Here is a 23,371-nt window from a genome sequence, read left to right as displayed (position 1 = left end):
GATGGCCGACGACATGGTTGACAGTGCTGGAGGCCTCGATGCCCGAGCCGGTCCGCGCAGCGCACTTCGTGAGGTCCTTCGAACGCGGGCTCGCCGTCATCCGCGCCTTCGACGCCGAGCATCCGGTGTGCACGCTCAGCGAGGTCGCCCGTACCTGCGACCTGACCCGCGCGGCGGCCCGCCGGCTGCTGCTGACCCTCGTCGACCTCGGATACGTCCACCAGGACGGCCGCGCCTTCCGGCTCACCCCGCGCGTGCTGGAACTCGGCTACTCCTACCTGTCGAGCGCCTCGCTGCCCGAGATCGCCGAACCGCATCTGGAGCGACTGGTCGAGTGCACCAGGGAGTCGTCGTCGCTGTGCGTGCTGGACGGCGACGACGTCGTGTACGTGGCCCGGGTGCCCGCGCGCCGCATCATGGCCGCGGCGATCACCGTCGGCACCCGCTTCCCCGCCCATGTCACCTCGGTGGGCCGGGTGATCCTCGCCCATCTGCCGGAGGAGGACCTCACGGCGCGGCTCGCCCGCACCGACCTGCGTCCGCTGACCGCCCGCACCATCGTGTCGGCCCAGGCGCTGCGGACGGAGCTCGCCCGGGTGCGCCGGCAGGGATACGCCCTCGTCGACCAGGAGTTGGAGGAGGGGCTGCGGTCGATCGCCGCCCCGGTGCGGGACCGGGGCGGCGCGGTGGTGGCGGCGGTGAACATCCCGGTGCACGCCAGCCGCAAGTCCCTGGCGTCGGTACGCCGGGACCTGCTGCCGCACCTGCTGGCGGCGGTCGCCGGGATCGAGGCCGACCTCGCCCTGTCTACAGGTCGAGGACGAGCCGCTTCCCGCGGCACCGGGACACACAGATGAGCATGGTCTCCCCGGCCTCCCGTTCCTCGTCCGTGAGGACCGAGTCCCGGTGGTCCGGGGTGCCTTCGAGGACGTCGGTCTCGCAGGTCCCGCAGGTGCCCTCGGTGCAGGAGAACAGCACCTCGACGCCCGCGGAGCGCACGGCGTCCAGCACGGAGACGTCCTTCGGGACGGTGAGCGTGCGGCCGCTCTGCGCCAGCTCGACCTCGAACTCGGTGTTCTCGCCGGTCACTTGCTCCTTGGCCTGGAACCGCTCGACATGCAGCACACCGGCCGGGGACCGCGCCTCCACCGCGTCGAGGAGCGGCCCGGGCCCGCAGCAGTAGACGAGCGTGCCCTCGGGGACGTCGTCGAGTACCGAGCCCAGGTCCAGCAGGCCCGTCTCGTCCTGGGGCGCGATCGTGACGCGGTCCCCGTAGCGGCCCAACTCCTCGGTGAACGCCATGGATTCACGGTTGCGCCCGCCGTACAGCAGCGTCCACTCGGCGCCCGCCGCCTCGGCCGCCGCCAGCATCGGCAGGATCGGCGTGATGCCGATGCCGCCGGCGACGAACCGGTAGCGGGGCGCGGTTCGCAGAGCGAAGTGGTTCCGGGGCCCGCGCACCCGCACCTTGTCGCCCTGCCCCAACTGCCCGTGCACATGGGCGGATCCACCGCGCCCGTCCGGCTCGCGCAGCACGGCGATCCGCCAGGCGTCCCGGTCGCCCGGGTCGCCGCACAGCGAGTACTGCCGCTCCAGGTCCGGTCCGAGCACGACGTCGATGTGGGCGCCGGGCTCCCAGTCCGGAAGCCGTTCGCCCAGCGGGTGGCGCAGGGTCAGGGCGAGTACGCCGTCGGCCGCGAACTCCCGCCGGTCGACAACGAGTTCGGCTTCGTACAGGCTCATGAGCTGGTTCCTCGCGGCTCGTGTCCTTGCGGCTCGTGTCCTTGGGGGTGGGCGAGCATCCACTCCCACATCTCGATGGGATCCTGCGAGGTGTGCTCGCGGCCGCAGTGACAGGTGCCGTGCAGGAGGTCCGTGCCCGGCAGCCAGTCGATGCGGTAGACCTCGCCCGTGGGGCTGGTCACTGGACCTTCTCCATCGGCTTGGCGCCCTCCTCGACCAGGCGGGCGAGGATACGGCGGGCGGCGAGGCCGCCGGTGTCGATGTTGATGCTCAGCTCCTGGTAGCCGGTGCGCTCGCTGCCGAGCGTCTCCTGGAGCAGGTTGAGCGCGTCGACGTCCTGCATGACGACGGTGTGGTTGTTGCCCCGCAGGAACTCCGTGACCTCGGGGTCCTCGGTCGCCCAGTCGCGCGAGACCATCCAGAAGTCGTACACCTTGCCGTCGGCGGACGGCGTGATGGCGTACGTGATCTCGGTGTGGAAGCCGTTCGGGTCGCTGCCGTCCGCCTCGGGCACCACACCGACCGGCGCGATCCGGCTGTGCAGCAGGTAGAGACAGGGCGCGTGGTACTCGATGTCCTGCCAGCGCGTGATCCGGCCCTGGATGCCGGTGGACTTGGCGTAGAACGGCGGGCACTCGGCGTCGTCCATGTGCCGGCTCACCCGGACGATCCCGGCGCCCTCGTCGACCTCGGTGGTGATCGGCGTCTCGGCGACCTCGGGGGTGCCGATGTAGCCGCCGTGCAGATACGTCTCGTGGGACAGGTCGAGGAGGTTGTCGACGAGGAGCCCGTAGTCGGCGTCGATCGGTTCCATGCCGCGCACGGTGACCCAGCCGGGGGAGTCCAGGTGGCGGGCGCGCGGGATGGTCTGCGGGTCGGCGAGCGCCGGGTCGCCGATCCACACCCAGATCAGCGAGTCCTGCTCGACGACCGGGTAGGAGGCGACGCGGGCGGTGCGCGGGATGCGCTTCTGGCCCGGCACGTACACGCAGGCGCCGGTCTGGTCGTAGGTGAAGCCGTGGTAGCCGCAGACGATGCGATCGCCGTCGAGGCCGCTCTTCGAGAGCGGGTAGCGCCGGTGCACGCAGCGGTCGTGCAGCGCGACGGGAGTGCCCTCCTCCTCGGTGCGGTAGAAGACGAGCGGCTCACCGAGGATCGTACGGCCGAGCAACTCCTCGCGCCCCACCTCGTGGCTGTAGGCGGCGACGTACCACTGGTTCCTGGCGAAGGCGGTCGTGTGCGGCATGGCGTTCCCGTCCCTGTCGGCGGGGCGTCGTCGCCCCGCGTGCCGTGGTTGGACCCAGAGTCGTGACGGTAGCCGCGGCTTGGCAAGGCGGCTTCTGCCAGGCGGAAGATCTTCCACGAAGAGCCAGGTCACAGCGTTGGCCGGTCTGCGGTGGAAACCGTCGTGAACACACTGCTGACGTGCACGGACCGCCTGATCGAGCGCTACGACCGCTCCGTGGAGGAGTCCCTGCCCCGCACGCGGCTTGCGAGACACCTTCCGCACCGGGTTCGACGCCGGTACGGCCCTCGGCCACTTCGCCCTGGGGGACGCCGAGGGGCTCGTCGGCGATCTGGCCGGTGCCGCCGCGGGGCCGGCCGGTGAGTTCGCCTGCTACTTCGCGGCCGGCTTCTTCGCTCTGCCCACGGCGGGCGTGGGCGGAGCGTTGGTGGCCGCGGGATGCACTGCTGCCGGCTTCGCCGCCGGGCAGCTTGCGAGCAGTGCGGTGGGATAACCGAACGAGAAGTGCTGTGGGGCGGGCGGCACGAGGCTCGCCCCAGAGCGTCTGCGGAAGGACGGAAGAGGGAAGTGCCGCTCTTCCATCGTGAGTTGTACGGTTCCCGCGCCGCCATGCGACGCAACGCCGCCGGCGCCGTCGCCGTGGGAGCCTGGCCGTCGTCCTCGGGCTGATCATCGTGGCCGGAGGAAACCGCGGTGGGTGGGTCGTCGTGGCCATCGGCGCCCTGGCGATGTGCGTGGTGATCCTGCTTCCCCGGCTCGCGGGACGAGGCCGGAACCGGCCCTGACCACACACTCCGGAGGAGAACGATGTACCCCATGGACAGCGGGGGCCAGGACACCGGTCACTGGCTTCTCGCCCGCGGTGGAAGCCTTCCGGGCGGCACGACGACAGCCATCGTGTTCGTCTTCGTGGCGATCGGCTGTCTCACCGCCGCCTACCTCATCAAACGCAAACAACGGTAGCCCGTCGTCACCGAGCGGAGCCTCTGCCGTCCACGGAGGGGTCGCGCGAAATCGGCCTCTGAGAGCGGAGACTCGGGCAGTCAGGCGGAACCGTCGCAGGCCGCCGCCGGTGGCCGGCCGGTGGTCCGGCGTGGTACCAGGGCGGGAGAGAGGCGGACCTGGACCGAGGGCCGGCTCCGGTCGGCGATCCGGTCCTGGACGAGACGGGCGGCGTTGCTGCCGATCTCGTGGCCCGCCTGGTCGACGCTGCTGAGGGAGATCGGGCCGAGCGCGGCGAACGCGGTGTTGTCGTAGCCGGCCACCGAGATGTCGCCGGGCACGGACAGCCCGGCTTCGGCCACTGCCTCCAGCACGCCCATCGCGACGACGTCCGCTCCGGCGAACACGGCCGTGGGGCGCAGGGGGCGGTCCAGCAGCTGCTTGGCGCCGAGATACCCGCCCTCCTGGGTGTAGCTGGTGGAGACGACGTCGATCGACTCCGCTAGACCGTGGGCGCGCATGGCCTGCCGGTATCCGTCGGCGCGCCGGGCGTTGGGCATCTCCGCGAGGCGCGTCGGGTCGGTTTCGAGGTGGTCGATGTGCGCGATCCGCCGATGCCCGAGGCCGACGAGGTGGCCGACGACCAGGCAGGCGCCCTCGACGTCGTCGTTGACCACCGTGTCGTACACCGGAGAGGACCCGTGCCGGCCCACGACGACCGTCGGTACGGCGCCGGCCACACTCTCGAGGTGGTCGCGCCGGGACACGGGCGCGATCAGGATCAGGGCGTCCATGCCGCGGTCGATCATCGCTTCGGTGACCCGGGCCTCGGCTTTCTCGCCGTTGCAGCCGGGCCCGAGGAGCACTTGGTACTCCGTGTCCTCCAGCGCGTGGGTGATGCCGTCGAGGACCTCGGGGAAGAACGGGTTGCGGATGTCGGGCAGCATCACGCCGATGGTGTACGTCTGCCCGCGCATCCCCCTGGCACCGGCGTGCGGCCGGTAGCCGAGCTCGTCGATCGCGCGGCGCACCTTCGACCGCATCTCGGGGCTGGCTCCGTACGCGTTGCGCAGCACCTTGGACACGGCGGTCGTGGACACCTGGGCGTGCCGCGCGACATCGACGATGGTGACGCGGCGGCGTGGTGCGGACGGTTCCATCCGGGTCCTCTCCCGTTGGGGAACGTTGCCGCCGAGTGTACGGACGCCGCCCGCGGCTCGGCAGGCGCCAGGTCAGGCCGCGCGAGGACACCGTCGTAACAATCGTGCAGCCTGTGCGGCATCTTGACGTCACGCGGGAGCGTCCCTAGGGTCTGGCCACACCCTTTGGGAAACGTTACCCATCAGGGCCGGGGATTCCCGGCCCGATCGGACCGATCAGCCCGGTTCGTGGAAGCCGGCAGGCACCTCTCACTGCTCCGACTCACCGGACGAACTCACTGCAAGCCAGGCCCGGCAGTCACGTTGAAACGTTTCAGGAAAGGAGGCGCGTCGGTGATCCTCGCCCAGCACGAGCACCTTCCGGACCATGACGACCACGACCGGGCTCCGGACGCGAACCCCGTCGTGCGCGTCCGGCGCGCACGCTCCACGCCGCCCTGGTGGTTCGCGCTGCCCGCACTGCTGCTGTTCGCCTTCGTCGTCCTGGTGCCGAGCGCTCGCGGTGTCCACTACGCCTTCACCGACTGGGACGGTCTGGATCCCGACTTCTCGTTCGTGGGCCTGGACAACTTCTCCACCATGCTCCGCGACGCCGACGCGATGCAGGCCATCGGGCACACGCTGCTGATCGCGGTGTCGATCACGGTCATCCAGAACGCGCTGGGCCTGTTGCTGGCCCTCGGGGTCAACTCGGCCCTCAAGTCCCGGAACGTGCTCAGGGTCTTCCTGTTCGCCCCGGCCGTGATCACCCCGATCGTCACCGCCTACCTCTGGCGCAACCTGCTCGGCCCCGACGGCGCGGTCAACGGCCTGCTGGGCGCTGTCGGACTGGACGGCCTGCGGCAGGACTGGCTGGGCAGTCCCCGGCTCGCCCTGTGGGCGGTCGTCGGCGTCGTCGTCTGGCAGTTCGCGGGCTATTCGATGGTCATCTTCCTGGCGGGACTCCAGTCGGTGCCGAAGGAGATCCACGAGGCGGCGGCCATCGACGGGGCGGGTCCCGTGCGGCGCTTCTGGTCGGTCACGCGGCCGCTGCTGGCCCCGGCCCTCACCATCAACCTGATGCTGTCGATCATCGGCGGGATCAAACTCTTCGACCAGGTCTACGCGTTGACGGGCGGCGGACCGGGACACGCCACCGACACCATCTCGACGCTCATCTACAAGGACGCCTTCACGCTCGGCGAGTTCGGCTACAGCATCGCGCTCGCGGTCGTCCTCACGATCATCGTGGCGGTCGTCTCCACCGGGCAGTACCTCGTGCTGGCCCGCAACGAGAGGGCCGCCTCGTGAACCGGTACCGCGGGCGCACGTTCGCGCTGGAACTGTCGATGGTCGCCGTCGCCCTGGTCGTGGGTTTCCCGGTGTACGTCCTGGTCAACCTGGCGGTGCGGCCGGCGTCGGACACCTCGTCCCCGATCAGCCCGACCACCTCGCCCACGCTGGACAACTTCTCGCAGGCCTGGCAACAGGGCGCCCTGGGCGGGGCGTTGGCCAACAGCGCGCTGGTGACGGCCGTCAGCGTCGTCATCGTGCTGGCCGTGTCGTCGCTCGCGGCGTTTCCGCTGGCCCGCATCACCGCTCGCTGGTCGAGGGGCACGTACCTGACCTTCCTCCTGGGCCTCGTGCTGCCCTTCCAGCTCGCCTCGCTGCCCCTGTACCAGACCATGCGCGACCTGGGCCTGCTCGGCACTCCCTGGGCGCTGATCCTCTTCTACGCGGGCCTGCAGGTGCCGTTCACCGTCTTCCTCTACGTCGGCTTCCTGCGCGCGCTGCCCCGCGACTTCGAGGACGCGGCCCTGATCGACGGCTGCACCCCGCTGCAGGGCTTCCGTCACGTGGTCCTGCCGATGCTCAAACCGGTCACCGTGACGGCCCTGGTGCTCAACGCCGTCGCCGTCTGGAACGACTTCTTCACCCCGCTGCTGTACCTCAGCGGCAGCGCCCAGCAGACCATGCCGGTCGCGATCGCCGGCTTCGTCGGTCAGTACGTCACCGACTGGAACCTCATCTTCGCCGCCCTGGTGATCAGCATCCTGCCCGTCCTGCTCGTCTACTTCGTGCTGCAGCGCAGCATCATCAACGGCTTCGCGGGAGGGCTGCGCGGATGACCCGCGCCGCTCACCCGTCCCTCATGCCCGGTCGCACTTCCCCGAGGGGGACCTCATGAAGACACGCACACTCCCGGTCCTGGTCGCCGCGGTGACGTCGGTGGCGGTGCTGGCCGCCTGCAGCGGCGGCACGAAGGCGGACTCCGGCGGCTCCGGCGGGGGCTCCACGACCCTGACGCTCGCCTCCGTCGACCAGGGCTCGGTCGAGGACGTCGTCAAGGCGTTCGAGAAGGCCAACCCGGGCGTCAAGGTCCGCTACACCACCAGCGGCGCCGACCAGTACCAGCAGCAGATCCGCACCCAGCTGTCCTCGGGCACCGCACCCGACGTGATGTCGGTCTGGCCCGGCAACGGGAATCCCGGCGCCACCCATGTCCTGGCCGAGCCCGGTTACCTGCGCGACCTCTCGGACCAGCCGTGGGCCGGCAGGATGCCGGACGCCATCAAGAGCGTCGCCCAGTACGAGGGGAAGACGTACAACGCGATCTTCGGGCAGAACGGCATCGGCGCGGTCTACAACCAGCAGGCCATGGCGAAGGCCGGGCTCACCCCGCCGGACACCTGGACGAAGCTGCTGGCCTTCTGCCGGGCCGCCGAGGCCAAGGGAACCCCCGCCTTCGCGCTGGGCAACCAGGACAACTGGGTGACCCAGCTCGTCCTGTACGCGCTGGTCGCCACGACCGTCCACGGCGACGACCGCGACTTCGACCGGAAGATGCAGGCGGGGCAGGCCACCTTCGCCGAGTCGCCGTGGACGGACGCCCTGGACAAGTACCTGACGATGGAGAAGACCGGCTGCTTCCAGAAGAACCCCCTGGGCACCAACTACGAGGCCAGCCAGGCACTTGCCGCCTCCGGCAAGACCCTCGGCATCGTCCAGGGCAACTGGGTGATCGCCCTCCTGAAGCAGAAGAACCCGAAGGGCACGTTCACGCTCAAGGCGCTCCCGGCCACCGACGACCCGGCCGCGACTCTCATACCTGCCGCCGCGGGCGCCGGCTACGGCGTCAACGCCAAGGCGAAGAGCGAGGAACTCGCCCTGAAGTTCGTGGACTTCGTGATGTCGCCCGAGGGCATGAACCTGTTCGTCACGAAGCAGGGCGGTCTGCCCTCGCTGCCCGACACGGGCTACGCCGTGGACCCGTCGCTGGCCGAACTGTCCACGTTCATCGGGGCCGACCGCACGGTGCCGTTCATGGACCAGCTGTGGCCCAACGCCAAGGTCCAGCAGACCATGCTCAGCGGCCTCCAGGAGATCTTCAGCGGGCAGTCCACGCCCGGGGAGCTGCTCGCCGACATGGACGCCGACTACAAGGCCGGCTCCTGACCATCCGCCACCCCCGAACACCCGAAGGGACGACGGTGTGAGCAATGCACAACACGACGCGGAGGGAGCCGACCGTGAGGTTCAGAACAGCGACCGGGCCGGCGGAAACGGCGGGGGAGTCCGCCGTCGGACCGTCCTCGCGGCGACGGCGGTGCCGGTAGTGGCCGGTGCCCTGGGCGGGAGCACCGCCGCACACGCGGCACCCGCCCGCGGTACCTCGGACGCCGAGGTGTCCGGGCCGACCGTGGAACACCGCACGAACCCGCTCGGTGTGGACGCCGCCCGGCCCCGCTTCGGCTGGCGCATGCGGTCGGCAGCCCGCGGGCGGAGCCAGGGGACGTACCGGATCCTCGTCGCGAGCTCTCCGGACAGGCTGACCACCGCCCGCGCGGACCTCTGGAACAGCGGCCGCGTGCTCTCCTCCGACTCCGTGGCCGTCCGCTACAAGGGCAAGCCGCTGAGCGCCTCGACCCGCTACCACTGGACCGTCACCGTCTGGGACGCCGAAGGCCGTACGGTCGGTACCGCGCCCCCGTCCTTCTTCGAGACCGGCCTCATGAGCACCGACGGCGTGGCCGGCTGGGACGGCGCGCAGTGGATCGGGATGAAGGGCAAGACCCCGAACTCCGCCGGTGCGCCGATGCTGCGCAAGGAAGCAGCCCTGAAGAACCGGTCCCAGGTCCGCGAGGCCCGGCTGTACGTCTCGGCCCTCGGCGTGTACGAGGCCTACGTGAACGGCCGCCGCGTGAGCGTCCCCCAGGACGGCGGCACCACGCTCGAACTGCTGCCGCCGGGCTGGACGAACTACGACGCCCGCGTCAACTATCTGACCTATGACGTCACCGGCCTCGTGACGCGGGAGCCGGACGTCACCCTCGCGGTGGTCCTGGGCAACGGCTGGTACAACGGCCGCATATCCGACGGCAGTACGTACTACTCCAAGGACGGCAACGCCCTGGCCGTCAAGGCCAAACTCCTGGTCCGCTACGCCGACGGGTCCTCGCAGACGGTCGTCACCGATCCGGACGGCGGCTGGAAGGCCACCGACACCGGCCCCTGCCGCGCCGACGACATCTACGACGGCCAGACCTACGACGCCCGGATGGAGCTGCCGGGCTGGACGGCCCACGGGTTCGACGACTCCGCCTGGTCGGACGTGGAACGCGTCGCCTTCGAGGACAAGTACCCGGACGTGCGGCTCCTCGCCTACCCGGGCGAGACCGCACGCCTGATGTCGAAGTGGGACCGGCGGCCGGAGTCGATCACCGTCGCCACCGGGGTGACCGGACAGGAGGGCAGCCCCAATGGCAAGGGGCGCATCGTCGTGGACCCGGCCCGGACGGTGACCGATCCCGCGAAGGCGGCCTTGGCCCCCGTCACGATCGGCAGCGGCGAGACCGCCGTCTTCGACCTCGGCCAGAACATGGTCGGAGTGGCCCGGTACACCGTGCGGGGTCCGGCCGGGGCCCGGGTCGAGTTCCGGTTCGGCGAGATGCTCAACGATGACAGCGCCGGCGCGGACGGCCCCGAGGGCTCCGTGTACCGGGCCAACCTCCGCAGCGCCAAGGCCACCAGTACCTACGTCCTCAAGGGCGACCGGAACGGCGAGACCCGTCAGGACTCCCTGACCTTCTACGGCTTCCGCTACGTCTCCGTCACCGCGACACGGACCGTCACGATCACCGGCCTGACCGGCAAGGTCGCCACGTCCGCGATCCGCGAGACCGGCACCGTCACCACCGACGACCCCGACATCAACAAGCTGGCTCAGAACATCCGTTGGGGTCAGCGCGGCAACTACCTCTGGGTGCCCACCGACTGCCCGCAGCGCGACGAGCGCCTCGGCTGGACCGGCGACACCCAGGTCTTCGCCACGACCGGCCTCTACAACGCGGACGCCGGTGTCTTCCTCAGTCACTTCCAGGACACCGTCGTCGACTCCCAGACCATCTACGGCATGGACAAGGCCCAGTTCACCGGAGTCGCGCCCGGCGGGCGCTACAACTGGCCCGGGGGCGGCAGCGGTTGGGCGGACGCCGGGGTCATCGTGCCGTGGACCGTGTGGCAGATGACCGGTGACGCGACCGTCGTCGAGGACAACTGGCCGGCGATGACCCGCTACCTGGACTGGATCCGGGAGCAGACCGGCGACACCTTCGCCGGACAGGGCTCCCTCACCGGCGACTGGCTGGCCCCGCAGAAGACCAGCGCCCAGCTGATGAGTGACGTCTACTACGGCTACGTCGCCCGCCTGATGGCGCAGATGGCCCGCGCGACCGGCCGGACGGCGGAGGGAACGGCGTACGAGCGGCTCTTCGGACGCATCAAGCAGGCGTTCATCGCCACGTACCTGAGCACCGAGGGCGGCCGGGTCACGGTCAGGTCCAGTCTGGGCGAGGCCTCCCCGATCGAACCGGGCGCCGACCCGAACCAGAAGACGGAGGACAACAGCCAGGCGGCACTGCTGTGGGTCCTCAAACTCGGGTTCTACGAGACGGAGGCCCAACGGCGCGAGCTCGTCGGTCACTTGGCGGACAACATCGGCAACGACGCCGCCTACAAGGCCGCGCACCCGGACAGCAGCCGCGTCAGGTACGCCGAGAACACCCTGTCCGTCGGCTTCCTCGGCGTCAACGTCCTCGCCCCCGTCCTCACCGAGGAGGGCCGTGCGGACCTCGCGTACAAGCTGCTCCACCAGGACGCGCTGCCGTCCTGGCTGTACTCGGTGAAGAACGGCGCCACCACCGTCTGGGAACGCTGGAACTCCTACTCCGCAGACGACGGCTTCGGTCCGGTCAGCATGAACTCCTTCAACCACTACGCGTACGGCGCGATCATGGAGTGGATGTACGCCTACATGGCCGGGATCGCCCGCGACCCGGACAGTCCGGGCTTCAAGCGCTTCCTGCTGCAACCCCACCTCGATCCCACCGGCGGCGTCACGCGGGTGTCCGGCTCCTACGAGTCGCCGTACGGCGAGATCAGAAGCGAGTGGGCCGTCGACGACGACGGCCGGACGCTGGTGTACGACGCGGTCGTGCCCGCGAACAGCGAGGCGACCCTGCGCCTTCCGGCCGTCTCCGCCGACGCGGTGCGGGAAGGGCGTACTCCGTTGGCGCGCGCGGACGGGGTGCGTTTCCTCGGCCACGCGGACGGGGTGTCGTCCTACTGGATCCCGTCCGGCACGTACCACCTGACCGTTCGGCTCCACTGACCGACTGACCGACTGACCGACTGACGCCGAGCGACGAACACACCGGCTGCGGTACCTGTGGAGGTACCGCAGCGCAGTCGGCCGACGCGCCCCGCCAGTCGGGCATCTCACCCCGAATCCCCCCATACCGATTTCGCTACAAGTTCCGAAATTATTCGTGACGGCCCCGTGTATATGGCCGAAATGCATCGCTCATAGCTTCGCTCCTGGGTCCGTCGGACCGAAAACGCTACTTCCCCCTGAAATCCCAGGAGCCCAAGGTGCCCAACCTCTCCAGACGCGGTGCCCTGAAGCTGACCGCCGGCATGGCCGTCCTCGGCACGCTCGGCCTGACGGGCTGCGGGCGTGAGGACGACACCGCCGCCGCCGCGAAAGCCTCCGCCAAGCCGATCGACGACTCCCCGGCCACCGGCACCGTCACCGTCTGGGCCGCCCAGGGCGACGCCGACGTGCTCGAGAAGGTCATCGAGCCCTTCAAGGCGGCGAACCCGGACGTCACCGTGAAGGTCACGCTGATCCCGAACGCCGAGTACTACACCAAGCTCCAGTCGGCCGTCGCGGCGGGCAAGGGGCCCGATGTCGCCCAGTTCTTCCCCGAGTCGCAGGCGCAGTTCCTCGACCCGTCGATCCTGCGGGCCGTGCCGGACGGCCTCGTCGACCCGGACGGCTTCTTCAAGAGCCTGTGGGACGCGGGCGTGGTCGACGACGTGGCCTACACCGTGCCCTGGTACGCCTACACGTACGCCCTCGTCTACCGCGCCGACCTGGCCGAAAAGGCAGGTGTCGAGGCGCCTGCCACATGGGACGAGATGCTGCCGTTCTTCAAGGCGCTCCAGGGCGCCGGTGCCAAGCGCGGCCTGGGTGCCGACAACGGGTGGGACATCTTCAACGGCCAGGACGTCGCGATGTATGCCTGGCAGGCCGGCGGCTCGCTGCTCTCCTCCGACGGGACCTGGACACTCGACACACCCGCGATGGTCGACGCGCTGAAGTACAACGCGTCGTTCTTCACCTCGGGCATCGCCGACACCGCCACGCCCACGTTCCTCGACGCGCAGCCGTACTTCGTCAGCGGCAAGACCGCCACGATGATCACCGGCCCGTGGGTGATCGGGCAACTCGACACCGCCGCGAAGAAGAAGGGCTGGACGGCGTCCCATGTGGCCACCGCCCCCCTGCCGGCCGGGTCCTCGGGCAACGTCTCCTTCTCCGCCGGCGGCAGCTGGGGCGTCCTCGCGGGCAGCGGCGACGCGGACGCGTCGTGGAAGCTGGTCCGGTACATGGCGCAGCCGAGCACCCAGGTCGCCCAGTACCAGGCGTACAGCTCGCTCCCGGCGGTCATCTCGGCCTGGGAGGACCCCGCGATCAAGGGCCAGCCGCTGCTCGACGCCTTCCTCACGCAGCTGAAGAACACCCGGACCTTCCCGCAGGTCACCACCTGGCAGCAGGTCGCGACCCGGATCGGCAAGGAGACGGAAGCCGTGGTCAAGGGCACGTCGAGCGCCGAGAAGGCCGCCGCGAACATCCAGTCGTACGCCGAAAGCCTCGGCACGGGCGCGAAGTGAGCCGCCCATGACCACCACCACGCCCGTTGCGGGCACTCGGCAGCGCGCCCGGCGGCGCACCCGTCATACGGCCGTCGCCTGGCTGTTCCTCACACCGTTCGCCCTCGTGTTCCTGCTCTACACGGCCGTCCCCACCGTCGCCGCGCTCGGCTTCAGCTTCACCGACCTGCGGGGCACGGACCTCAGGCACCCGCTCGCGGTCGACTTCACCGGCCTGGACAACTTCGTCCGGCTGTTCCAGGACGAGAGCTTCCTGCGCGACATCCTGAACACCGCCCTGTTCGTGGCCGTCGGCGTGCCGCTGACCATGCTGATCGGCTTCGGACTGGCCGTCGCGCTGAACTCCGGCATCCGCCGGCTGCGCGGCACCTTCCGTACGCTCTTCTTCGCGCCGGTCGTCACCAACGTGGTGGCGGTCGCCCTGATCTGGCAGTACGCCTTCTACGCCGACGGCACCGTCAACAAGGCGCTCAGCGCCGTCGGCCTCGCCGGACCGAACTGGCTGGACGACCCGGACCTCGCCATGCCCGTGGTCATCCTGCTCGGCGTGTGGCGCAACTTCGGCACCGCCATGGTGCTGTTCCTCGCCGGGCTGCAGGCCATTCCGGACGACGTGTACGAGGCGGCCTCCCTCGACGGGGCAGGAAAGCGGCGGCAGTTGTGGCACATCACCCTGCCGCTGCTGCTGCCGACCACCCTGATGGTGTCCGTGCTGCTGACCGTGTTCTACCTCCAGGTCTTCGACGAGCCGTACCTGCTCACGGACGGCGGCCCGCTGGGCTCCACCGAGTCCGTGGCGCTGTACACCTACCACCAGTTCGGGGCCGGCGAGTTCGGGATGTCCTCGGCCGCGTCCTTCGTGATGCTCGTCCTGGTGGCCGTGGTGAGTCTTGTCCAGTTCCGACTGCTGAGGCCCCGCGCATGACCGCTCTCGCCGCGTTGCGGAACACCGCGACCACCACCGACCGCCTCGCCGCGCCCCGCCGGTCCGTCGCCCGGCCGCTGCTGTACGCCGCGCTGGTGCTGTGCGCGCTGCTCACGACGCTCCCGTTCTTCTGGGTGGTCAGCGGCTCGCTGCGCAGCCTCGACGAGATCCGCTCCGACCCCGGTGCCTGGCTCCCGCAGCAGGTCACCTTCGACAACTTCCTGCGGCTGTTCAGAACGGAGGGTTTCGGCCAGTTCATGGTCAACAGCGTCGTGGTCGCGGTCATCGTGGTGGCGGGCAACATCGTCGCGGCGTCGGCCGCCGGGTACGCCCTCGCCAAGCTCGACTTCGCGGGCAGACGGATCGCGTTCGGCGCGGTCATGGCGGCGATGATGGTGCCGTTCACCGCGGTGTTCGTCACCCAGTTCGTGATCACCGTCGACCTCGGCCTGGCGGACACCCTCACCGGTATCGCCCTGCCCGGTGTGGCGATGCCGCTGTCCGTCTTCATCATGCGGCAGTACGCGGCGTCGATCCCCGACGAACTCCTCGAAGCGGCCCGGATCGACGGCGCGGGCGAGTTCCGGATCTTCTTCCGGATCTTTCTTCCGCTGGCGGGCCCCGCCGTCGCGACGATCACGATCATGTCGTTCCTCGCCTCGTGGAACAACTTCATCTGGCCGCTCATCGTCGCCCAGAGCATGTCCACCTACACGCTGCCGGTGGGCCTCGCCGCCACCAGCCAGGCGGCCGCCCACGTCACGGACTACGGCCTGCTGCTCGCCGGTGCGATCGTCGTGATGCTGCCGGTGCTGCTGCTCTTCCTGTTCCTGCAGCGCTACTTCGTGCAGGGGATCTCCGGAACGGGAATGCGGTGACCGAGATGAACTCCCTCGACGCACCCGGAGAACCGGACGCCGTGCACGCCCCCGCCGGCACGATCGTCGGCCGGCGCGACGGCCGTACCCGGCGCTTCCTCGGCATCCCCTTCGCCCAACAGCCCACGGGCGCACGGCGGTTCGCCGCACCGGTCCGACGCGGCCGGTTCCGGCAGCCGTACGACGCGTCCCGGCACGGCCCCACCTCCCAGCGCGTTCCCCTCTTCGCCACGACCACCGTGCCCGAGCCGTCGGTGCCGGGCGACGACGTGCTGAACCTCGGCGTCGTCGCCCCGGCCGCGGACGAGGACCGCGGGCCCTTCCCGGTCCTGGTGTGGATCCACGGCGGCGCGTTCCTCGCGGGGAGCCCGGCCAGTCCGTGGTACGACGGCCGCGGCTTCGCCCGCGACGGCGTCGTCTGCGTCACCGTCGGCTACCGTCTCGGCGTCGACGGCTTCGCCGTACTGGACGGAGTCCCCACCAACCTAGGGCTGCGGGACCTGCTGCTCGCCCTCGACTGGGTACAGGAGAACATCGCCGCCTTCGGCGGAGACCCGGACCGGGTCACCGTCGCCGGCCAGTCGGCCGGTGGAGCGGCGGTCCTCGCGCTGCTCTCCTCGCCCGCCCGCGACGGCCGCTTCCACCGCGCGGTCAGCCTGTCCGGCGGCTTCTTCGAGGCGGGCGCCGTACCTGACTTCCTCGACGAACTCGGGGACAGGCTCGGCGTTCCCGCAACCCGCGCCGGGTTCGGGGACCGCACCGTGGAGGAGCTCCAGCGGGCTGTGCTCGACCTGCGGGACGAGAGGGGCGGCGACGGCACGCTCGTACTCGCCCCGTTCGTCGGCGACGACATCCTGCCGGTGCCGGTCGCCGACGGACTCGCCGCGCACGGGCACGACGTACCCCTGCTGCTCGGGGCGACGGGGGACGAGTTCGACAGCGGCGCCGGTTCCACCGACGAAGGCCGCCTCGCCGGAACCCGCCGCACGGACACACTGTTCCGCGCCGCCTGTCCGCGCGCCGCGGCCGCCCGTCGCGACGCCGCCGCCGGCACCTGGCTGTACTCCTTCGAGTGGCCCTCGCCCGTGCTCGGCGGCGCCGCGCACTGCGTCGACATCCCGTACTTCTTCGACGTACTCGACGCACCGGGAGTCGCCCAGGCGCTCGGCCCGAACCCGCCCCGCGAACTGGCCACGTCGATGCACGCCGACCTGACCGCGTTCGTCCACGGCCGGGAACCGGCCTGGGCGAGAGCGACCGGGGCCGTCGGCGACCCGGCGCGCGAATACGGCCGGCCCGGTGGTGCGCTCGTCGCCGACACCACGGGCGTGTTCGACCCCGTCGTACGGTCGGGGCCGGGGCCGGGGTCGGGGCCGGGGTCCGAGGCGGCGGGGGCGTGCTGATGTCCGGGATGAACCAGAGCGCCGTCCGACGCGTCAACACCTCGGTCATCCTGCGTGCCCTGGCGGTGTCCGCCGGGCCGACGACGCTGACCGCGCTCGCCGAGCAGGCCGGCCTGTCCCGCCGCACCATCGAACTCATCCTGGACTCGCTCGTCGAGGCCGGCTGGGTGGCGGAACTGGACCGGGTGCCGGTCAGCGGTTCCGCCGGGCGCCCCGCCCGACGCTACGAACTGCGCGCCGAACACGCCCTGTTGGCGGCCGTGTGCATCACCACCTCCGGCGCGACCGCGGTCGTCGCCGACGTACGCGGCCGCATCCTCGGCCGGGCGCACGGGCCGCTGCGCGCCTACCAGGACCCGCAGGTCACCCTCGACGACGCGGCGGACCTGGTCCTTGAGGCACTCGACGACGCGGGCGGATCCGTGGACCGGCTGCGCGCGGGCGCGGTCGCGAGCGGCGGCGCGATCGACGACGAGGGAGTCGTACGGCGCCTGGTGCACACGACGCACTGGGAAGGCGTGCACCTGCCCGAGGAACTCGGCCGGCGCATCCCGATGCCCTGGTTCGCGGACAACGACACCAACCTCGGTGCGCTCGCGGAGCGTTGGCGGGGCGTGGCCGACGACCACGACAACGTCGTCTGGGCGATCCTCGGCAACCGCACCGGTCTCGGCATCCTCATCCGGGGCGCCGTGCACCGCGGTCTCGACGGCGCGGCGGGCGAGATCGTCGAGGCGCGGTCGATACCGACGGCCTCGGTCGAGAACCACCCGGTGGCCTGGCTGAGCTCACCGGAACCCGCCCAACGGGCCGTCGCCCTCGCCCGCTGCGAGGCCGCCCGGGCGGGCGAGCCGGCCGCGCTCGCGGAGGTCGACGAGTTCGTGGAGAACATCGCGTCGATCCTCACCATCCTGTCGTGGACGGTCGCGCCCTCGCTCATCGTGCTCGGCGGCGGTCTGGAGGACGCGGCCGACGTGCTGCTGCCCCGGGTGCGGGAGGCGATGCTCGACGCCCGCGCCCCCGAGACAGAGCTGCGGGCCACGCGCCTGGGCCGCGACGCGGCCCTCGTCGGCGCCGTCAAGCTGGCCCTCGACCGCATGGACACCCAGCTGTTCGGCCCGCTCGTCCCGCGCGCGTGACACCAACGCCCCCCACCTTCCCGCACCCGTGGCACAACACATGGAGTCTCACCTTGACCGACACCCCCCGCACCGACGTCCTCATCGTGGGCAGCGGCATCATGGGATCCGTCGTGGCCCGGCAGCTGCGCGAGGGCGACCCGGCGCTGCACATCACGATGGTGGACGGCGGCAGCGCGATCGGCGAGGCCCCCGGACTGCACCTGCACGACCTCGACGACCCGGACCTGTGGGCGCGCTACAACGAACAGGTCGCCACCGGCATCCAGGGCATGTACACCGGCGCCGAGGTGGTGCGCGAGGTCGCGGGCGACCTCACCGACCTGACGCCCGGCATGTTCCACGCCCTGGCCTTCGGCGAGGACGCCGAGGCGATGCCCGCGACGGCGCTCGCGTGGAACGCGGGCGGCATGGGCGTCCACTGGACCGCCGCCACGCCCTGGCCCGCCGGTCACGAGGTCTTCGACTTCGGCGATCCGGCCCGCTGGGCGGCGGATCTCGACACCGCGCACCGGATCCTCGCCGTCACCCCCGCCGCGATCGGCCCGACCGAGGTCGGCCGCACGGTGCTCGACGTCCTGCGCCGACGCTTCGACGGCGTGGGGCCGCACGACCGGGGGCCGCAGCCGATGCCCATGGCCGTCACCCCGACGCCGTCGGGCCCCATGCCCCGCACGGCTCCGGGCACGATCTTCCCTGCGCTCGCGACCGGCGGCGACCCGGCCTTCACCCTGGTGACCGGCACGCTCGCGACCTCGCTCCTGGTCTCGGACCACCGTGTCGCCGGCGCCCGGCTGCGCCGCGTCGCCGACGGCGCCGAGTCCGAACTCCTAGCCGACACCGTGGTGGTGTGCGCCGACGCGCTGCGCACCCCGCAACTGCTGTTCGCCTCGGGCATACGGCCCCACGCGCTGGGCCGTCACCTCAACGAGCACGCCTTCGTCACCGCCCGGGTCCTGCTCGACCTCGACCGCTTCGGCATCGACGTCGACGCCCTGCCCCTGCCACGCCCCGGCGAGTTCAGCACGGACTCGCTGTGGCTGCCGCAGAACGGGGCGGCCCAGCCGTTCCACGGTCAGATCATGGACCGCACCTACGTGGACGAGGGCGGCCGGCCCCTCGCCCACTCCGTGGGCCTCTCCCTGTACGTCCCCGTCGAGTCGCGCCCCGAGAACCGGCTCGTGTTCTCCGAGACCGGGACCGATCTCGCCGGGATGCCCCGGATCACCGTCGACTTCGACTACTCCGACGCGGACCGCGCCCTGATCGGCCGGGCACTGGACGACGTACGGTCGCTGGCCGAGGAGTTCGGCCCCTTCGACTCCGCGACCGAGAGCGCCCTGCTCCCGCCCGGCTCGTCGCTGCACCAGACCGGCACCGTCCGCTGCGGCAGCGCCGACGACGGCACCAGCGTGTGCGACCCGGACGGCAGGGTGTGGGGCTACGACAACCTGTACCTCGCGGGCAACGGCGTGATCCCCACCGCGATGGCCGCCAACGTCACCCTGACCGGCACGGTGACCGCCGTCCGGGCGGCCCGTGCCGTAGCCGTACGAAACACCGCGCTCGCCGCCCACTGACTCACTGACTCACTGACCCACTGACCCACTGACAGGAACCTCATCATGATCGACGTCGCCAAGCGGTACCAGGTGGCCCTGCCGTCCTGGATCGACGACGAACTGGCCGGCGTGCCCGCCGCCGTTCCCGACCGCGACGACCGCATGCGCCTCGTGCACCGCCTCGCCGACCGCAACTGGCGCGAGGGCAACGGCGGCCCGTTCGCGGCCCTCGTCGCCGAGCGGGCCGGCGGCCGGATCGTCTCGGTCGGCGTGAACGTCGTCCTCGCCTCCGGCATCTCCAGCGCCCACGCCGAGGTCGTCGCGCTCGGCCTCGCCCAGACGGCGACCGGCGGCTGGGACCTCGGCGGCGACGGGCTGCCCGCGCACGAACTGGTCGTCAACTGGCGTCCCTGCATCCAGTGTTACGGCGCCACCCTGTGGTCCGGCGTGCGCGGACTCGTGGTCGCCGGCGAGGGCCCGGAACTGGAGGAGATCACCACCTTCGACGAGGGCCCGCTCGGCGCCGACTGGGCCGAACAGTTCGAGGCACGCGGCATCGAGGTCGTGCAGGACGTGCTCCGGGACGAGGCGCTCACCGTGTTCCGGGCCTACCGCGAGGCCGTCGACTCCGCCGACGGCATCGTCGTCTACAACGCCCGCGGCGGTGCCGAATGACGCCCCGTTTCGCCACCGACATCATCACCTTCTACCACCCGGACTTCTGGGGGCTCGAGTCGGCTGACGCCGTGCGGGACTGGGCCGCGGCGAACCCGGAGCGTTTCTGGGAGCGGGTCATGCACGCCCTGGTCGACGCCGGAGTCACCGGCATCGAGCTGACCTTCGCCCCCGGCGACCTCGACTCCGCCCTGCGGGCCTTCGGCAGCGCGGCCGCGTTCCGCGACGAGCTCGCGAGCCGGGGCCTGTCCGTGGTGAGCGCCTTCATCGCCGGCAGCGACGCCCCCGACTGGCGGCACGGCGACAACCTGCCCGCCATCGTCGCCGACGCCGAGCGCCGCGCGGCCTTCCTCGCCGACGTCGGGGCGGACCTCCTCGTCACCGGCCTGCCCATGCGGACGACGTACGGGACCCGCCCGCCCTTCTTCGTCGACGCCGCCTACATGACCCGCATGGCCGACATCGCGCACGCGGTCGGCGAGGCGGTGGCCCGGCACGGCGTGCGGCTCGCCTTCCACACGGAGTCCAACAGCACCCTCTGGTACGAGCGCGACATCGACCTGTTCATGGCCCTCACCGACCCGCGCTACGTGTGGCTGTGCCCCGACTCCTGCCACATCGCCCTCGGCGGAGGAGACCCCGTCGCCGTCGCCCGCCGCCACACCCCGCGCATCGCGCTGGCGCACTGGAAGGACGCGGTCAGGCCGATCGACGTGGAACTCACCATCGACGACACGGTCTTCGCCCAGCAGCAGCCCTACATGACCGCACTGGGCACGGGCATCGTGGACTGGCAGGGCTGGGCCGACGCGATGTCCCGTACGCCCGGTGCCGGAACGGTACTCGTCGAACTGGACGAGGCGGCCGACCCCGTGGCCGCGCTGCGGGCGGGCAAGGCCGTGGCGCAACGCTGGGCCTCAGCGCCGTAGCTCCGTGTGGGCCGTCTCCGGCAGCCGCAGATACACCAGCGACGACCCGAGGCAGAGGACGGCGACGTACCAGGGGAAGCGCCCGGTGCACCCCAACTTTATGGTGCGCTCCGTACCGCCCCGAGCACGAACGGGATGCGCCGGCCCCACCCGTTCATCTGCCCGTCGCGACCGTCAGCGCGGCGCGCCGCCCCTGCCGGTCCGCGATCGCGCCCATCAGCGGCCCGCCGACCGGCCGCCCACGGAGGCGGCGAGGAGCCGGCGTACGGGCCGTTTCGGCGGGGCGGACAGCGAGGTGTGGGTGTCCGCCGTGATCGCGAACCTGCCCTCACCCCGGCCCCGAGCACCCCACGTACCGACGACTTTCACATGAGCGCCATCACACCCTTCCCTGACGTTTGGTGCTCCTGGAACACTCCTTTCGCGCGCATTCCGTCACCATCCGGCCGGTCGAACACCTTCCAGGCGAGAGGTCCCTCAGCCATGTCCGAAGTCAACCGGCGCAGATTCCTCCAACTCGCGGGTGCCACCACGGCCTTCTCCGCGCTCTCGGCCAGCATCGAGCGTGCCGCCGCCCTGCCCGCGAACCACCGAACGGGGTCGATCGAGGACGTCGAGCACATCGTCGTCCTGATGCAGGAGAACCGTTCCTTCGATCACTACTTCGGCAGGCTGAGGGGCGTCCGCGGCTTCGGCGACCCGCGTCCGGTCGCGCTCGACAACGGCAAGTCGGTATGGCACCAGTCGGACGGCACCAAGGAGGTGCTGCCCTTCCACCCGGACGCCGACGACCTCGGCATGCAGTTCCTGGAAGGCCTGCCGCACGGCTGGACCGACGGGCAGGCCGCCTACAACGGGGGCAAGTACGACAAGTGGGTGCCCGCGAAGGGCACCACGACCATGGCGTACCTGGACCGTGAGGACATCCCCTTCCACTACGCGCTCGCCGACACCTTCACGGTCTGCGACGCCTACCACTGCTCGTTCATTGGCTCGACCGACCCGAACCGCTACTACATGTGGTCGGGCTACACGGGCAACGACGGCCAGGGCGGCGGCCCGGTCCTCGGCAACGACGAGCTCGGCTACGGCTGGACGACCTACCCGGAGCGGCTGGAGAAGGCCGGGATCTCCTGGAAGATCTACCAGGACACCGGCGACGGCCTCGACGCGAAGGGCAGCTGGGGCTGGATCGAGGACGCCTACCGCGGCAACTACGGCGACAACTCGCTGCTCTACTTCAACACCTACCGGGGCGCCGAGCCCGGCGACCCGCTGTACGACAAGGCCCGCACCGGCACCGACGTCAAGAACGGCGACGGCTACTTCGACCGGCTGAAGGCGGACGTCAAGGCCGACCGGCTGCCGCAGATCTCCTGGATCGCCGCCCCCGAGGCCTTCTCCGAGCACTCCAACTGGCCCTCGAACTACGGCGCCTGGTACATCTCGCAGGTTCTCGACGCGCTCACCTCCAACCCGGCGGTGTGGGCGAAGACGGCTTTGTTCATCACGTACGACGAGAACGACGGCTTCTTCGACCACGTGGTGCCGCCGCTGCCGCCGGCGTCCGCCGCGCAGGGCAAGTCCACGGTCGACGTCTCCCTCGACGTCTACCCCGGTGACAGCAAGCGCCCGGCCGGCCCCTACGGCCTCGGCCCGCGCGTGCCGATGCTGGTCGTCTCGCCGTGGAGCAAGGGCGGTTACGTCTGCTCCGAGACCCTCGACCACACCTCGATCCTCCAGTTCATGGAGCGCCGCTTCGGCGTCCGCGAGCCGAACATCTCGCCCTGGCGGCGCGCGGTCTGCGGCGACCTGACGTCCGCCTTCGACTTCTCCCGCAAGGACACCAGGCCGGCCGCGCTGCCGGACACCGACGGCTACGAGCCGCCGGACCGCGAACGGCACCCCGACTACAGCCCGACGCCCCCGGCGGACCCGGACATGCCCGTGCAGGAGCGCGGCCTGCGCCCGGCCCGCCCGCTGAAGTACGCCCCGCTCGTGTCCGGTTCGGTGGACGTGAGGGCCGGCACGTACACGCTCGCCTTCGCCTCGGGGCCGAAGGCGGGTGCCGCCTTCCACGTCACCTCCGGCAACCGCACCGACGGCCCGTGGACGTACACCACCGAAGCCGGCAAGAGCATCGCCGACACCTGGAACTCGGCGTACTCGAACGGCTCCTACGACCTGGCCGTGCACGGCCCGAACGGCTTCCTGCGCGTCTTCAAGGGCCCGAACAAGAGCGCGGGACCCGAGGTCACCGCCCGCCACACCGGCGACGACGTCGAGCTGACCTTCACCAACAAGGGTTCCGGCACGGCCCGGTTGAAGGTCACCAGCGGATACGGCGACCGGGCCAGGACCTTCACCGTGCGCGCCGGAGCCACCGTGCGGCACACCTTCGACCTCACGGCGAGCAGGCGCTGGTACGACCTGACCGTCACGTCCGAGGCGGACCCGGCGTTTCTGCGAAGGTGCGCGGGACATGTGGAGAACGGGCGTCCGGGGGTGAGCGACCCGGCCGTCATGACTGGGTAAAGCCTTCCCGAGGGTAAAGA

At 70.9% G+C, this 23,371-nt stretch carries 20 protein-coding genes; 16 read left to right on the top strand and 4 right to left on the bottom strand.

The genetic code is table 11. The features are described from left to right. The first annotated feature begins 38 nt into the window (after nucleotides 1-38). Entirely contained in the window at nucleotides 39-857 is an 819-nt protein-coding gene (locus tag OG252_RS10485) for an IclR family transcriptional regulator domain-containing protein (RefSeq protein ID WP_329335446.1), read from the top strand. Here OG252_RS10485 and OG252_RS10480 read toward each other — a convergent pair. The 3 genes from OG252_RS10480 to OG252_RS10470 are packed head-to-tail and all read right to left on the bottom strand — an operon-like array spanning nucleotide 808 to nucleotide 2,989. Then, complete coding sequence (locus tag OG252_RS10480; RefSeq protein WP_329335444.1) at nucleotides 808-1,743, bottom strand: PDR/VanB family oxidoreductase; 936 nt, start codon at nucleotides 1,741-1,743, stop codon at nucleotides 808-810. The two genes, OG252_RS10485 and OG252_RS10480, sit on opposite strands and share 50 nt — an antisense overlap. Then, complete coding sequence (locus OG252_RS10475; RefSeq protein WP_266450284.1) at nucleotides 1,740-1,925, bottom strand: hypothetical protein; 186 nt, start codon at nucleotides 1,923-1,925, stop codon at nucleotides 1,740-1,742. The genes OG252_RS10480 and OG252_RS10475 overlap by 4 nt, the downstream gene beginning before the upstream one ends. Continuing rightward, nucleotides 1,922-2,989 carry an aromatic ring-hydroxylating dioxygenase subunit alpha gene (locus tag OG252_RS10470; protein WP_266450286.1) on the bottom strand — a complete coding sequence of 356 codons (1,068 nt, stop codon included), beginning with the start codon at nucleotides 2,987-2,989 and terminating at the stop codon, nucleotides 1,922-1,924. The genes OG252_RS10475 and OG252_RS10470 overlap by 4 nt, the downstream gene beginning before the upstream one ends. A 244-nt stretch (nucleotides 2,990-3,233) precedes the next feature. Between OG252_RS10470 and OG252_RS10465 the strand changes: the two genes are divergently transcribed. Together OG252_RS10465 and OG252_RS10460 are read left to right on the top strand one after the other, a co-directional pair. Then, complete coding sequence (locus OG252_RS10465) at nucleotides 3,234-3,482, top strand: hypothetical protein (protein WP_266450288.1); 249 nt, start codon at nucleotides 3,234-3,236, stop codon at nucleotides 3,480-3,482. Nucleotides 3,483-3,805: 323 nt separating this feature from the next. Further along, complete coding sequence (locus OG252_RS10460) at nucleotides 3,806-3,952, top strand: hypothetical protein (protein ID WP_266450290.1); 147 nt, start codon at nucleotides 3,806-3,808, stop codon at nucleotides 3,950-3,952. A gap of 80 nt (nucleotides 3,953-4,032) precedes the next feature. On the opposite strand, the gene OG252_RS10455 is transcribed toward OG252_RS10460, so the two are convergent. Then, complete coding sequence (locus OG252_RS10455) at nucleotides 4,033-5,091, bottom strand: LacI family DNA-binding transcriptional regulator (RefSeq protein ID WP_329335442.1); 1,059 nt, start codon at nucleotides 5,089-5,091, stop codon at nucleotides 4,033-4,035. Between the two features lie 333 nt (nucleotides 5,092-5,424). On the opposite strand from OG252_RS10455, the gene OG252_RS10450 reads away from it, so the two are divergent. From OG252_RS10450 to OG252_RS10390, 13 genes are all read left to right on the top strand, one after another. Beyond that, nucleotides 5,425-6,381: a carbohydrate ABC transporter permease gene (locus OG252_RS10450; RefSeq protein WP_329335441.1), complete on the top strand. Its 957-nt coding sequence runs from the start codon at nucleotides 5,425-5,427 to the stop codon at nucleotides 6,379-6,381. Beyond that, the gene (locus OG252_RS10445; protein WP_329335440.1) at nucleotides 6,378-7,199 is read left to right on the top strand and encodes a carbohydrate ABC transporter permease; all 822 of its coding nucleotides are present in this window, start codon (nucleotides 6,378-6,380) and stop codon (nucleotides 7,197-7,199) included. The genes OG252_RS10450 and OG252_RS10445 overlap by 4 nt, the downstream gene beginning before the upstream one ends. A gap of 55 nt (nucleotides 7,200-7,254) precedes the next feature. Next, a complete protein-coding gene (locus tag OG252_RS10440; protein WP_329335438.1) occupies nucleotides 7,255-8,526 on the top strand; it encodes an ABC transporter substrate-binding protein in 1,272 nt (423 codons plus the stop codon). A gap of 151 nt (nucleotides 8,527-8,677) precedes the next feature. After that, complete coding sequence (locus tag OG252_RS10435; RefSeq protein ID WP_443068488.1) at nucleotides 8,678-11,740, top strand: family 78 glycoside hydrolase catalytic domain; 3,063 nt, start codon at nucleotides 8,678-8,680, stop codon at nucleotides 11,738-11,740. Between the two features lie 260 nt (nucleotides 11,741-12,000). Then, nucleotides 12,001-13,305, top strand: coding sequence for an extracellular solute-binding protein (locus OG252_RS10430; protein WP_329335436.1), 1,305 nt, complete (start codon nucleotides 12,001-12,003; stop codon nucleotides 13,303-13,305). Between the two features lie 7 nt (nucleotides 13,306-13,312). Then, nucleotides 13,313-14,230, top strand: a complete 918-nt coding sequence (locus tag OG252_RS10425; RefSeq protein WP_266450301.1) for a carbohydrate ABC transporter permease — start codon at nucleotides 13,313-13,315, stop codon at nucleotides 14,228-14,230. Next, entirely contained in the window at nucleotides 14,227-15,108 is an 882-nt protein-coding gene (locus OG252_RS10420; RefSeq protein WP_266450303.1) for a carbohydrate ABC transporter permease, read from the top strand. Before OG252_RS10425 ends, OG252_RS10420 begins: the two co-directional genes overlap by 4 nt. A 5-nt stretch (nucleotides 15,109-15,113) precedes the next feature. Further along, the gene (locus OG252_RS10415) at nucleotides 15,114-16,511 is read left to right on the top strand and encodes a carboxylesterase family protein (protein WP_329345114.1); all 1,398 of its coding nucleotides are present in this window, start codon (nucleotides 15,114-15,116) and stop codon (nucleotides 16,509-16,511) included. 8 nt (nucleotides 16,512-16,519) lie between these two features. Further along, a complete protein-coding gene (locus OG252_RS10410; protein WP_329335434.1) occupies nucleotides 16,520-17,650 on the top strand; it encodes an ROK family transcriptional regulator in 1,131 nt (376 codons plus the stop codon). Nucleotides 17,651-17,703: 53 nt separating this feature from the next. Beyond that, nucleotides 17,704-19,230, top strand: a complete 1,527-nt coding sequence (locus tag OG252_RS10405) for a GMC oxidoreductase (protein ID WP_266450306.1) — start codon at nucleotides 17,704-17,706, stop codon at nucleotides 19,228-19,230. 45 nt (nucleotides 19,231-19,275) lie between these two features. After that, complete coding sequence (locus OG252_RS10400; RefSeq protein WP_329335431.1) at nucleotides 19,276-19,887, top strand: nucleoside deaminase; 612 nt, start codon at nucleotides 19,276-19,278, stop codon at nucleotides 19,885-19,887. Beyond that, nucleotides 19,884-20,816, top strand: a complete 933-nt coding sequence (locus OG252_RS10395) for a sugar phosphate isomerase/epimerase family protein (protein WP_329335429.1) — start codon at nucleotides 19,884-19,886, stop codon at nucleotides 20,814-20,816. The genes OG252_RS10400 and OG252_RS10395 overlap by 4 nt, the downstream gene beginning before the upstream one ends. 483 nt (nucleotides 20,817-21,299) lie before the next feature. Continuing rightward, a complete protein-coding gene (locus OG252_RS10390; RefSeq protein WP_266450312.1) occupies nucleotides 21,300-23,351 on the top strand; it encodes a phosphocholine-specific phospholipase C in 2,052 nt (683 codons plus the stop codon). The last annotated feature ends 20 nt before the right edge of the window (nucleotides 23,352-23,371 follow it).

Origin of the sequence: Streptomyces sp. NBC_01352 (genome assembly GCF_036237295.1) — a bacterium.
GTDB lineage: Bacteria > Actinomycetota > Actinomycetes > Streptomycetales > Streptomycetaceae > Streptomyces > Streptomyces plumbiresistens.
This window is presented reverse-complemented; position numbering and strand designations above follow the sequence as displayed.

Bases quoted from the DNA above. Each gene is read 5' to 3' on its own strand.
- OG252_RS10485 (WP_329335446.1), top strand. From the start codon at position 39: ATGCCCGAGCCGGTCCGCGCAGCGCACTTCGTGAGGTCCTTCGAACGC.
- OG252_RS10480 (WP_329335444.1), bottom strand. From the start codon at position 1,743: ATGAGCCTGTACGAAGCCGAACTCGTTGTCGACCGGCGGGAGTTCGCG.
- OG252_RS10470 (WP_266450286.1), bottom strand. From the start codon at position 2,989: ATGCCGCACACGACCGCCTTCGCCAGGAACCAGTGGTACGTCGCCGCC.
- OG252_RS10460 (WP_266450290.1), top strand. From the start codon at position 3,806: ATGGACAGCGGGGGCCAGGACACCGGTCACTGGCTTCTCGCCCGCGGT.
- OG252_RS10455 (WP_329335442.1), bottom strand. From the start codon at position 5,091: ATGGAACCGTCCGCACCACGCCGCCGCGTCACCATCGTCGATGTCGCG.
- OG252_RS10440 (WP_329335438.1), top strand. From the start codon at position 7,255: ATGAAGACACGCACACTCCCGGTCCTGGTCGCCGCGGTGACGTCGGTG.
- OG252_RS10425 (WP_266450301.1), top strand. From the start codon at position 13,313: ATGACCACCACCACGCCCGTTGCGGGCACTCGGCAGCGCGCCCGGCGG.
- OG252_RS10420 (WP_266450303.1), top strand. From the start codon at position 14,227: ATGACCGCTCTCGCCGCGTTGCGGAACACCGCGACCACCACCGACCGC.
- OG252_RS10415 (WP_329345114.1), top strand. From the start codon at position 15,114: ATGAACTCCCTCGACGCACCCGGAGAACCGGACGCCGTGCACGCCCCC.
- OG252_RS10410 (WP_329335434.1), top strand. From the start codon at position 16,520: ATGAACCAGAGCGCCGTCCGACGCGTCAACACCTCGGTCATCCTGCGT.
- OG252_RS10400 (WP_329335431.1), top strand. From the start codon at position 19,276: ATGATCGACGTCGCCAAGCGGTACCAGGTGGCCCTGCCGTCCTGGATC.
- OG252_RS10395 (WP_329335429.1), top strand. From the start codon at position 19,884: ATGACGCCCCGTTTCGCCACCGACATCATCACCTTCTACCACCCGGAC.
- OG252_RS10390 (WP_266450312.1), top strand. From the start codon at position 21,300: ATGTCCGAAGTCAACCGGCGCAGATTCCTCCAACTCGCGGGTGCCACC.